Consider the following 10844-nt stretch of genomic DNA (forward strand, 5'->3'; position numbering starts at 1 on the left):
CTTCCACCTGTCGCTCGAAGAAGATGTTGAAACAGTCATTGCAAAAGGCGGCATTGTGCCGTTTGAACTTGACAAAAGCTTCTTGTCCACACCGGCTGCATTTCATGAGCTTCACACTCCAGGTCTTTTCCTAAGTATACACTATGTCTCTTGAGCGTGGGTTCTTGTATTTTTGCCTGTCCTCGATATAATAAAATACGGGTGGCGGTGTAGCTCAGTTGGTCAGAGCATCCGGCTCATACCCGGAGCGCCGGGGTTCGAATCCCTGCACCGCCACCAGGCTGCGAAGGGTTGAGCAGTGCATACTTTTGAGCGAAAAGTTCTCAGATTCATCAGGGAGCATTCCCTCCTTGCTCCCAGGGATGTTGTTCTTGTTGCCTTCTCAGGGGGACCAGATTCAACCGCTCTTGCCGAAGCGCTCCATCGTCTCAGGTCTCTTCTTGATGTTGAGCTTGTCCTCTTCCACCTGAATCACAAGCTTCGAGGAGAAGAGTCCGAGCGGGATGAGGCTTTCTGTGTCCAGTGGGCGCAAGAACGGAATCTGCCCATTGTTGTAGAGCGAAGGGACGTTGCCTCCTTTCATGCTTCTTCAAGACTTTCCTTAGAAGAGGCAGCCCGTACTATTCGGTACGAAGCCTTCAGGGAGTGCGCTGCAAGGTGTGGTGCTTCCTCCATAGCTTTGGGACATACTCTGGATGACCAGGCGGAAACGGTTCTCATGAATATCCTTCGAGGGACAGGACTCTCTGGCCTCTGTGGCATGAAGCCTAAGGATGGTCCCTACATTCGACCGCTTCTTGGGGTTTGGCGCTCTGAGGTTCTGGAATTCCTTAAAGGGGAAGGCATTCCCTTTGTTGAGGATAGTTCAAATTTTGACCCCACATTTCTTCGGAATCGGATTCGTCTTGAGGTTCTTCCTCTACTTAGAGAATTGAACCCCCGCGTCTTGGAGGCACTTGTCCGACTTTCTCTGAACGCCCAGGAAGTGATGCATTCCCGAGAGGAGCCCGAAATCCCCATTGTGAGGCAAAATGGGGTAACGGGCATTGCTCTTGATGAGCTCATCCTTCTTCCTCCTGAGGAACGCCCTCAAGCAATCCGAAAATTCCTCAGAGAAGTCCGGGGAACGCTTTGGGATATTACAAGAGGCCAGGTGATGGATATCCTTCGCCTCGTAGAGCGACGAAAAGGCGAGGTGACGCTCCCGGGCAAAGTCCGGGTCTGGGTGCACGGAGGATACCTCTGGGCTTCGTCATCTCCTCTTCCCCTTGTCAACATGCCTTCCTGGAATTTCCCTTTGGATCTCCCGGGGGCACACGCCTTTCCCGATCTTGGTCTTACCCTTGAGGCTCGATTTGAGCCTCTTCCCCAAGACCGTGGCTTGAGCTGGCAGGTAGCCCTCGACTTTGAGCGGTGCCTTTTTCCCTTTGCCTTGCGAAATTTCCGCGAAGGGGACCGAATGATGGTAGAAGGGAAGGAGTGGAAGCTCAAAGAGCTCTTTGACGAGCGGGGAATCCCCTGGGAGTGGCGGAGAGCAATCCCCATTCTCTGCGACGCGGAGAAGATTCTCTGGATTCCCGGAGTGGCCCTTGACGAAAGGGTACGAGTTCAGGAAAATAGCAAGCGTATCCTCCACGTTGCGATAAGGCGCTACAAGGGGTGAAAGGGTGGAAGAGTTTATCGAGAGAGTGCTGATTACTGAAGAGGAAATTCAGAAAAGAGTTCGGGAACTTGGAGAAGCCATAAGCAGGGACTACGAGGGTATGGAGCTTCGGGTTGTGGGGGTGCTCCGGGGGGCTTTCATTTTTATGGCCGACCTCGTCAGGAATATTCGTGTTCCTCTCAGCGTTGATTTTATGTCGATATCAAGTTACGGAGATGAGTGTGAGACGAGTGGCATTGTGCGGATTCTGAAAGACCTTGATAAGCCTATAACTGGTCGCCATGTTCTCATCGTGGAAGACATTGTTGACACAGGATTGACCTTGCGACATCTCAAGGAGGTTCTTGCAACAAGGGGACCAGCAAGTCTTAGAATCTGTGCCCTTTTGAGTAAGCCTGAGAGGAGAGTTGTCCACGACTTGCATATCGATTATCTGGGATTTGAGATTCCCAATTACTTTGTGGTGGGGTACGGCTTAGATTACGCGGAGCGATACCGGAATTATCCTTTTATCTTTGTCCTGAAACCGGAGTACTACTGTGACGTTCCGAGGGAAGGAAAGGGTCAGCGCAGATGAACAATATTCCTGGTGGGAGATTTTACCGAAACCTTGGTTTCTATCTCCTTTTCCTCATCATCATCATTTCTCTGGCAACCTCTCTCATGCAGAGAGAGGCCCCTCCTCAGGTCCTGACGTACACTCAGTTCCTTGACGCGGTACAGCGGGGAGCTGTCCGGAGAGTCATTATTGCCGACCGAAATATCAGCGGACAGATGTACGACGGGACTCGTTTCACCACTTATGCTCCTGAGGATCCTGAGCTCATTCGTATCCTTCGGGACAAAAATGTGGAGATTGAGGCCCGCCCGCCGGTGGAACCATCCTGGTGGACGCGGATTCTGAGCTCTCTTTTTCCGACGCTCCTTCTCATCGTGGTGTGGATTTTCCTCCTTCAGCAACTCCAAGGGGGAAGCAAGGTCACCTCTTTCGTCAAAAGCAGGGCAAAAATGGTGGACCCGGAGAAAGTAAGGGTAACTTTTGACGATGTTGCCGGTATTGACGAGGTAAAGGAAGAACTCAAGGAAGTCGTGGATTTCCTGAAAAACCCCCGTAAGTTCCAGAAAGTTGGTGCCCGTATTCCAAGGGGTGTGCTCCTCTACGGCCCTCCGGGAACAGGTAAAACCCTTCTTGCCAAGGCCATTGCAGGGGAAGCAGGAGTTCCCTTCTTCAGCATCAGTGGCTCTGACTTTGTCGAAATGTTTGTCGGTGTGGGAGCGGCTCGCGTTCGGGACCTCTTTGCTAATGCTAAGAGGAACGCCCCCTGCATTGTTTTCGTTGACGAGCTTGATGCTGTTGGCCGTCACCGGGGTGCAGGACTTGGTGGAGGGCACGATGAGCGGGAGCAAACTCTCAACCAGCTCCTTGTGGAGATGGATGGGTTTGATCCGAACCAGGGAGTCATTCTCATTGCAGCCACGAATCGTCCGGATATCCTGGATCCTGCGCTTCTCCGCCCGGGAAGGTTCGATCGCCGCATTGCTGTGCCGCAACCTGATGTTCGGGGACGGGAAGCCATTCTTCGAGTTCATGTTCGCGGGAAGCCTTTGGGGAAGGATGTGGACCTTGGGGTTCTTGCTCGCCGTACACCCGGTTTTGTGGGGGCGGATCTTGCGAATCTCGTGAACGAGGCGGCCATCCTTGCTGCCCGCAAGGGGAAAGAGGTCATTGAAATGGAGGACTTCGAAGAGGCAATTGACAAAGTCATCGCCGGACCGGAGCGAAAGCACATTATCATCAGCGAACGGGAGAAACGCATCATCGCTTACCATGAAGCGGGGCATGCCCTTGTGGCAAAGGTTCTTCCCAGTAGTGACCCGGTGCATAAGATTTCCATCATCCCCCGTGGGGGTGTTGCCCTGGGGTATACGTTGCAGCTCCCGACAGAAGACCGTTACCTGCTCACCAAGCAGGAACTCATGGCACGGCTTTCCATTCTCCTTGGAGGTCGTGTGGCTGAAGAAGTCATTTTCAAAGATGTGACTACTGGTGCCCATGACGACCTGAAGAAGGCCACAGAAATCGCCCGGGAAATGGTCTGCGAGTACGGTATGAGCGAGCTCCTTGGCCCTCTCACCTTAGGACGAAAGCATAAGGAGGTTTTTCTTGGGCGAGATATTGCCGAAGATCGTAACTACAGCGAGGAGATTGCCTACGCTATTGACAAGGAAGTTCGAGCCCTTATCGATCAGGCATACGAGCGAGCAAGAGACGTTATTCTCCGGTACCGGGAGAAGCTGGATGCACTTGCGAAAGAGCTCATGGAGAAGGAGGTTCTTGAGCGGGAAGAGATCGAGCGTATTCTCGATATACCCCAGGACGATTCTTCCAAAGGAGGAGAAAAAGTCCATGAAGGCGAACACGCTGCGCGTTGGTCTGACGGGGGTAGCGAGTATGGTGGTGACCGATGAGAGTACCGCTGACCGTTTTGACCCCGATATGGTCCCGGCTTTTGCAACCCCGATGCTTGTGTCTCTTATGGACAATGCCGCTCATGAGGCAGTGAAGCACCATCTTCCTGAAGGGTATGTCAGCGTAGGTACGCGAATCAGCATTTCCCATATAGCAGCGACTCCAAAGGGTATGAAAGTAACTGCCCGGGCAACGCTTGTGGAAATTTACCGGAATCGCCTTATCTTTGAAGCAGAGGCTTTTGATGAGGTTGAAAAGGTTGGGGAAGGTCGTTTGGAGCGCTTCGTGGTGAACCGGGAATGGTTCATGAAGCGTCTTGAGTCAAAATCGAAGGGAACAAGAAGTGAGGCATGATAGTGCATGAGACAATTCGCCGTTTTTGGTTTGGGCATTTTTGGGAGCAGTATTGCCATTGCCCTGTACCAGCAGGGGTTTACCGTTCTTGGGGTGGATATCGATGAGGATCCTGTGAAAGAGATGGCAGGGAAAATCACCGAGGTTGTCCAGGCGGATACAACGGATGAGCGGGTTCTTGAAGCGTTGGGAGTGAAGAACTTCGATGTGGCTATCGTCAGTATCGGCAACGATATCCAGTCGAGCGTCTTGACAACCCTTGCAGTGAAGGAACTCGGGGTTCCCTTTATTGTGGCGCGGGCAATTAATGAGATGCACGGAAAGATACTCGAGAAAATCGGTGCTGATCGTGTTATTTTCCCGGAGCGAGATATGGCGCTTAAGGTAGCAAAGACACTCGCCTTTCCGAACGCCATACGAACCGAGGAGCTCTTTCCTGGCTACAACGTCGTTGAAGTGAAGCTTCCCCCTCTCCTTCACGGGATGTCTCTTGGCAAGGCTCAGCTCCGAAACCGCTATGGTGTTACCGTTCTGGCCATAAAAAGAGATGGTGAGTACCGGGTTTCGCCTTCAGCCGATGAGGTATTGCTCAAAGGGGATGTCATCTACATTTTGGGAAACGAACAGCAGTTGCGGAGATTTTTCAAAGAAATGGTTGAGAGTCGCAATGGAAAGGTTGTGGAAGCATGAAGGCGCAGCTTGAATGTTTCACCTGTAACATTCGACAGGCTCAGGAGGCTGCAGAAATCGCGGGGGCTGATTTTGACCTCCTTTGGAAAGTGTCGCAGCGAGTCTGCGCATTGTACGCTCACGCCGACCCCCAGTGGACTCCGGCCTACATGACTACTCTTGCCCATCAGATTGCGAAAGAAGCCACAGGGGTTGAGGATATCTACTATCGCTTCAAGCGACACTACAATCGCATGGCTCTGGAGCTTTACCCTCAGCTTAAAGAATTTGTGAATGCTTCTTGTGGCAACCGGCTTGAGCGAGCGGTTCTTGTGGCCATTGCTGGAAACATCATCGACCTTGGGGTGTACCGAGAGGTGGATGTGTCGGACATTCTCGCTCAGGTGACGAACGCTCAATGGGGAAGGTACGACTTTCCAGCATTTTACACAGATATCCTGAGAGCGAGAACCATCATCTACGTTGGGGATAATGCGGGAGAGATTGTTTTCGACCGTGTTCTCGTTGAAGAAATCCGTTCCTGCGGGGAAAAGGAGATTATTTTTGTCGTTAAAGGAGGACCAATTTCTAACGATGCTCTCCTTGAGGATGCCAGGGAAGCAGGTCTTGACGGACTTGCGGTACTCATGACCACAGGACAGGCTGAAACAGGCATTGATGTTGCCAAGGCTCCTCGCGAACTTCAGGAAATTTGGGAGCGAGCCGACCTCATTATTTCCAAGGGTCAGGGGAACTTCGAAACGCTGAGTGGGCGAAAGGAGAATATCTATTTTCTCCTCAAGGCAAAGTGCATTCCTGTCGCCAGGGAATTTGGGGTGCCTCAGGGGGCGCTGATTCTCAAAAGGAACCTTGGGTGAGCGCCATGGGTCAAGAGAACACCGTCCTTGTCCGCTCAAGTGGTGGAGTAGTGGTGCGAGAAGGGGATTCGTCCTTTCAGGTTCTCCTGATCCGGAAGAGGGGATCTTCTTTCTGGACGCTTCCCAAAGGGCACCTTGAGGAAGGGGAGAGGGAAGAGGAGGCGGCAGCTCGGGAAGTTCAAGAAGAAACGGGGTGTTCTCCTCGCCTTGGTCCAAAGCTTGGAGAAATTTCTTTCACCTACGAGCGGAACGGTCGTATCTTCGAGGAGCACGTTACTTTTTACCTTATGGGAGTGGAAGAAGAAGGTCCACGGAGTGCAGAGGAAGAAGTCGAGGAGGCCCGCTGGTTCGAGCTCTCTGAGGCTCCTCGTTTCCTCTTTTACGAAAACGAGCGGCTCATCCTCTCTCTGGCGCAGAGGTATCTGGAAGAAGTAGGGATAAATTTTTGAGGTTTCCCCCCTTGACAGTGACAAAATCCCTGTTCATGCGCTAAAATACTCCCAAAAGGAGGGAAAGCCTGGTTTTGCCCTCGGAGAAGGGAGGGAACAAGATCCGAGGAAGGGGCGCAAATCAGGCGAGGAGGTTATCCGGTGGAGCTTTTGAAGATTTCGTCCCGTACAAAGCCGGCGGCTTTGGCGGGGGCAATTACTGGGGTAATTCGAGAGCATGGACGGGCAGAGATGCAGGCAGTGGGAGCGGGTGCAGTGAACCAGGCGGTGAAGGCCATCGCTATTGCTCGGGGATATCTTGCGCCAAGTGGTATTGATCTTGTTTGCATTCCAGCTTTTGTGGATGTCAAGATAAACGATTCAGAGAAAACGGCAATACGCTTCATTGTGCTTCCGGCTTAAAATTGAATCCTCAGGAAAAGGAGGTTGGGGAGGATGAACAAGCAGGACTTGGTGGGCACTCTTGCGGAGGAACTGAAAAAGGAGGGTTTGAGCATTACGAAGAAGGATACCGCTCGTGTCGTGGACAAGATGCTCGAAGTCATCGAGAACGCGCTTCGGAAAGGCGAGAAGGTGCAGCTTGTGGGCTTTGGTACCTTTGGGGTGAAAAAGAGAGCGGGCCGCAGAGGGAGGAATCCGCAGACCGGAAAAGAGATTCATATTCCTGAGACCAAGGTGCCTTTCTTCCGTCCAGGGAAGCTCCTTAAGGAGATCGTAAAGTAGGAGAGCTCTTCCCCACGGGGGAATCCCCCGTGGGGACCTTGTCTTTGCGGGACACTCTGGTATACTTTATAGGTGGATGAGGTGCGCCCGTAGCTCAACAGGATAGAGCGTCGGCCTCCGGAGCCGAAGGTTGTGGGTTCAATTCCCGCCGGGCGCACCAGTTTTTTTGCGGCTTCCCGCCACTTCCCCCTTGTGAACAGAAAGCAGGTTGACAGCAATTTGACAGCAGAAACTAAGATTGATCTCTCTTGCGGTTCTTGAAGGGGAAAAATCGGAGGTAAAATGCTCTGGTGCCGAAGGCGGGAGTCGAACCCGCATGAGCTTTACGCTCACTGGAGCCTGATTCCAGCGCGTCTGCCAGTTCCGCCACTTCGGCACGGGCAAAAATACAATAGAATATCCCCCTTATCGTTGTCAAGAGCTTGGGTGCAACCACGGACTGCAAGGTTCTTGGTCCTCCCCTAAAAAGCTCGGAACAAGCCGCAGGATGTTGCCTTAGCCTTGACAGGCACGGCTATTTAGGTATAATAGTACCAAAATTCGCTGAAGGGAGGAGAGAGAGAATGTTCTGCTATCAATGTGAGCAGACCGCAAAAGGCACAGGGTGCACGAGTTTCGGGGTGTGTGGAAAGGATCCTGAGACTGCTGCCTTGCAGGACCTTCTTGTGTATGCCACACAGGGTCTGGCAATGTTCGCAACGAGGGCTCGGGAGCTTGGGGTGCGGGACAGAGAAGCGGATGTGTTTGTTCTTGAAGCCCTTTTCAGTACGGTAACAAATGTGGATTTTGATCCTGAGCGAATCAAAATGTACCTTGAAAAGGCTTACGAAATAAAGGAAAGGCTCAAGAACCTCTACTTTGAGGCGTGCACAAAAAATGGCAAGACCCCTGAGAACCTCTCTGGGCCTGCTCAGTGGGTTCCTGCGGGTGACCTCAACGGGCTCATCCGTCAGGGAGAGGAAGTTACCCTTGAGAAGGACATCGGACGTCTCGGAGAAACCCTTGCCGGAGCAAAGCACCTCATCCTCTATGGTTTAAAGGGAATGGCGGCGTATGCGGATCACGCACAAATTCTTGGCGTTGAGGATGACGATGTTTATGCTTTCTTCCACAGGACCCTGGATTTTCTCACTCAAGAAAGCTTTACCCTTGAGGAGCTCCTCGCCACGGCTCTCAAGGTTGGAGAGTACAACCTTAAAGTAATGGAACTCCTCGATCGGGCTCACACTACGACATATGGACATCCCGTGCCAACCCCTGTTCGAGTGACGCCGGTGAAAGGAAAGGCTATTGTTGTCTCGGGGCACGACCTGAAGGATTTGGAGGAACTTCTCAAGCAAACCGAAGGGACGGGAATCAATGTCTACACTCATGGAGAAATGCTTCCTGCCCATGGGTATCCTGGTCTCAAGAAGTATCCACATCTTGTGGGGAACTATGGAAGCGCCTGGCAGAATCAGCAGAAGGAGTTCGATGCTTTCCCTGGGGCCATTCTCATGACGACGAACTGTCTCCAAAAGCCCAAAGAAAGCTACAAGCACCGCATCTTCACAAGTGGCCTTGTGGCCTGGCCTGGAGTAGTGCACATTAAAAACCGCGATTTTTCCCCAGTTATAGAGGCTGCTTTGAAGGAAGAGGGATTCAAAGAGGATGAGCCGGAAAAGACCATCCTTGTGGGGTTTGCAAGGAATGCGGTGTTGAGTGTCGCTGATAAGGTTCTCGACCTTGTCAAGCAGGGGAAAATCCGGCATTTCTTCCTCATTGGTGGGTGTGACGGAGCAAAGCCTGGGCGAGATTACTATACCCAGTTTGCTCAAGCAGTACCTCAGGACTGCATCATTCTCACCCTTGCTTGCGGCAAGTACCGCTTCAACAAGCTCGAGTTTGGAAGTATTGAGGGAATCCCTCGACTCCTGGATGTCGGCCAGTGCAACGATGCGTACTCAGCTATCCAGATAGCTCTCGGTCTTGCTCGCGCTCTGAATACCGATGTGAATAGCCTGCCCCTTTCTCTCATCCTCTCCTGGTATGAACAGAAGGCAGTGGCCATTCTCCTGACACTTCTTTACCTTGGCATCAAGAATATGCGCCTTGGACCGAGCATGCCGGCGTTCGTAAAGGAACCGGTGTACCGGGTTCTGAAAGAGCAATTTAACCTTATACCCATTACGACGCCCGAGGAAGATCTGAAAGCGATTCTTGAGTAGGAAATCAGCCGGTCTGCTGCTCCTTGAGGGGAACAGTGGACCGGCGTACCACAAGGTACGGTGAAACCGTGACAAATCTCTTCCGTACTTTCTTCCCCTCGATGAGTTTGCAAAGGAGAGAGATGCCCAGCTTAGCGATTCGGTCAAAGGGTTGGGCAACTGTCGTGAGAGGGGGAGAGAAAACCTCGCAGAGAGGGTTGTTGTCAAGTCCAACAACGGAGACGTCTTCGGGTACCCGCCAGCCCCTTTCTCTGGCCACTTGAATGGCTCCAAAGGCCATCATATCGTTCATGCAAAAGAGGGCAAAAGGAGGAGAAAGGAGGTCAAGAATTTTCTCCATGGCTCTCCGTCCGCCCTCGATTTTGAAATCACCCTCAACGACGCAGACATTTTCCGGTGGAATACCTGCCTGGGCAAGCTTTCCGAGAAATCCTCCAAGGCGTTCTCGAGAAACGCTGATTTTCTGTGGTCCTGCGATGCAGGCAAATTGCCTGTGGCCAAGCTCAAGGAGATGAGTGGCAGCAAGTACTCCTGCGGCTACGTTGTCGAGTTTCACCGTTGGGGCCTCTTCTCCCTCGAGTGTCCGGTCAAGAACAACGTACGGGATTTTTGAGAGATGGGGAATTCTGAAAAGAAGGCTTTCATCGGAGACTCGAGGGAAAATAATGCCTTCGACCTGCCTTTGGATGAGAACTTCAAGGTAGTTTCGCTCCTTTTTAGGATCTTCTCCAACGTTACAGAGGATGAGATTGTACCCTTTCTGGTAAGCGGCTTCTTCAACGTACTTGGCGAGCCTTGCAAAGAAAGGACTGTCGATATCGGGAACGAGAAGTCCAAGGAGCTTTGTTTTCTGATTCCGCAGACTCCGGGCAAGGAGATTCGGTCGGTACTGGAGAGCCTCTACGGCCTTCCAGACCCTCTCTTCTGTTTCCTTGCTCGTTTTTCCTCTCCTGTTGATAACCCGGGAAACAGTGCTTATGGAAACCCCTGCGAGCTTTGCCACATCCCTGATGGACGCCATAGGCCCTCTTTTGGAAACGTTTTCTAAGCCTTGGGAAATTATATCACGAGGAGGCCAGAAAAACCAATGTTGACAGGGAAAGTTGCTTGTGGTAGTTTTAGGGCAAACGTTACCAATAGACTTTTTACCAGGTTTGCGGTATCCTTTTAAAAAATGAAGGAAGGGGATAGGTATGGCAACGATGGCAAGGCTTCTCGATATCGCTCTGAACCAAGGACAAGGAGTCCTACGTCTTTTCCCCACCTGGGTTCCCAGGTCTTTCTGTATTCCTGGAAGGAGGCTCAAGCTTCACCCTGACGACTACTACGCCTTTGGAGTCCATCGGGGCGGCATCGATGAGCGGTGGTTTGCCTCCACTGTTCAGGCTGATAACGGCCCGGAAACTCTTCCTGATGAGGGCTTGAGCTACA

The 10844-nt window shown here is 52.0% G+C and carries 12 protein-coding genes and 3 tRNA genes; 13 read left to right on the forward strand and 2 right to left on the reverse strand.

Annotated features, from left to right (window positions below):
* The first annotated feature begins 203 nt into the window (after positions 1–203).
* The 11 genes from H5U36_06025 to H5U36_06075 all read left to right on the forward strand — a co-directional run bounded on the left by H5U36_06025 (position 204) and on the right by H5U36_06075 (position 7366).
* Positions 204–279: transfer RNA gene (locus H5U36_06025), tRNA-Met, on the forward strand.
* A 19-nt stretch (positions 280–298) separates the two neighbouring features.
* The gene (gene tilS / locus H5U36_06030; GenBank protein ID MBC7217698.1) at positions 299–1663 is read left to right on the forward strand and encodes a tRNA lysidine(34) synthetase TilS; all 1365 of its coding nucleotides are present in this window, start codon (positions 299–301) and stop codon (positions 1661–1663) included.
* Between the two features lie 4 nt (positions 1664–1667).
* A complete protein-coding gene (gene hpt / locus H5U36_06035; GenBank protein ID MBC7217699.1) occupies positions 1668–2240 on the forward strand; it encodes a hypoxanthine phosphoribosyltransferase in 573 nt (190 codons plus the stop codon).
* Positions 2237–4132 (forward strand): ATP-dependent metallopeptidase FtsH/Yme1/Tma family protein, encoded by a 1896-nt coding sequence (locus H5U36_06040; protein MBC7217700.1) that lies wholly within the window; start codon positions 2237–2239, stop codon positions 4130–4132. Before hpt ends, H5U36_06040 begins: the two co-directional genes overlap by 4 nt.
* Positions 4116–4487, forward strand: a complete 372-nt coding sequence (locus tag H5U36_06045) for a hypothetical protein (GenBank protein ID MBC7217701.1) — start codon at positions 4116–4118, stop codon at positions 4485–4487. Before H5U36_06040 ends, H5U36_06045 begins: the two co-directional genes overlap by 17 nt.
* Positions 4488–4493: 6 nt before the next feature.
* Complete coding sequence (locus H5U36_06050) at positions 4494–5177, forward strand: TrkA family potassium uptake protein (GenBank protein ID MBC7217702.1); 684 nt, start codon at positions 4494–4496, stop codon at positions 5175–5177.
* On the forward strand, positions 5174–6034 hold the full coding sequence (locus H5U36_06055; GenBank protein ID MBC7217703.1) for a DUF89 family protein: 861 nt from the start codon (positions 5174–5176) through the stop codon (positions 6032–6034). The genes H5U36_06050 and H5U36_06055 overlap by 4 nt, the downstream gene beginning before the upstream one ends.
* Positions 6031–6483, forward strand: a complete 453-nt coding sequence (locus H5U36_06060; protein ID MBC7217704.1) for an NUDIX domain-containing protein — start codon at positions 6031–6033, stop codon at positions 6481–6483. Before H5U36_06055 ends, H5U36_06060 begins: the two co-directional genes overlap by 4 nt.
* Positions 6484–6624: 141 nt before the next feature.
* Positions 6625–6885 (forward strand): stage V sporulation protein S, encoded by a 261-nt coding sequence (locus H5U36_06065; protein ID MBC7217705.1) that lies wholly within the window; start codon positions 6625–6627, stop codon positions 6883–6885.
* Positions 6886–6918: 33 nt separating this feature from the next.
* Entirely contained in the window at positions 6919–7206 is a 288-nt protein-coding gene (locus H5U36_06070) for an HU family DNA-binding protein (GenBank protein ID MBC7217706.1), read from the forward strand.
* An 83-nt stretch (positions 7207–7289) separates the two neighbouring features.
* Positions 7290–7366, forward strand: a tRNA-Arg gene (locus H5U36_06075).
* Positions 7367–7494: 128 nt separating this feature from the next.
* On the opposite strand, the gene H5U36_06080 is transcribed toward H5U36_06075, so the two are convergent.
* Positions 7495–7582, reverse strand: a tRNA-Leu gene (locus H5U36_06080).
* A gap of 187 nt (positions 7583–7769) precedes the next feature.
* Here H5U36_06080 and hcp point away from each other — a divergent pair.
* Positions 7770–9413 (forward strand): hydroxylamine reductase, encoded by a 1644-nt coding sequence (hcp, locus tag H5U36_06085; protein ID MBC7217707.1) that lies wholly within the window; start codon positions 7770–7772, stop codon positions 9411–9413.
* 4 nt (positions 9414–9417) lie between these two features.
* On the opposite strand, the gene H5U36_06090 is transcribed toward hcp, so the two are convergent.
* Positions 9418–10434 (reverse strand): LacI family DNA-binding transcriptional regulator, encoded by a 1017-nt coding sequence (locus tag H5U36_06090; protein MBC7217708.1) that lies wholly within the window; start codon positions 10432–10434, stop codon positions 9418–9420.
* Positions 10435–10606: 172 nt separating this feature from the next.
* Here H5U36_06090 and H5U36_06095 point away from each other — a divergent pair.
* A partial coding sequence (locus H5U36_06095; GenBank protein MBC7217709.1) for a hypothetical protein occupies positions 10607–10844 on the forward strand: 238 nt, incomplete at its 3' end.

Origin of the sequence: Candidatus Caldatribacterium sp. (assembly GCA_014359405.1) — a bacterium.
Taxonomy (GTDB): domain Bacteria; phylum Atribacterota; class Atribacteria; order Atribacterales; family Caldatribacteriaceae; genus Caldatribacterium; species Caldatribacterium oleiphilum.

Bases quoted from the DNA above. Each gene is read 5' to 3' on its own strand.
- H5U36_06040 (MBC7217700.1), top strand. From the start codon at position 2,237: ATGAACAATATTCCTGGTGGGAGATTTTACCGAAACCTTGGTTTCTAT.
- H5U36_06045 (MBC7217701.1), top strand. From the start codon at position 4,116: ATGGTGGTGACCGATGAGAGTACCGCTGACCGTTTTGACCCCGATATG.
- H5U36_06050 (MBC7217702.1), top strand. From the start codon at position 4,494: ATGAGACAATTCGCCGTTTTTGGTTTGGGCATTTTTGGGAGCAGTATT.
- H5U36_06055 (MBC7217703.1), top strand. From the start codon at position 5,174: ATGAAGGCGCAGCTTGAATGTTTCACCTGTAACATTCGACAGGCTCAG.
- H5U36_06070 (MBC7217706.1), top strand. From the start codon at position 6,919: ATGAACAAGCAGGACTTGGTGGGCACTCTTGCGGAGGAACTGAAAAAG.
- hcp (MBC7217707.1), top strand. From the start codon at position 7,770: ATGTTCTGCTATCAATGTGAGCAGACCGCAAAAGGCACAGGGTGCACG.
- H5U36_06090 (MBC7217708.1), bottom strand. From the start codon at position 10,434: ATGGCGTCCATCAGGGATGTGGCAAAGCTCGCAGGGGTTTCCATAAGC.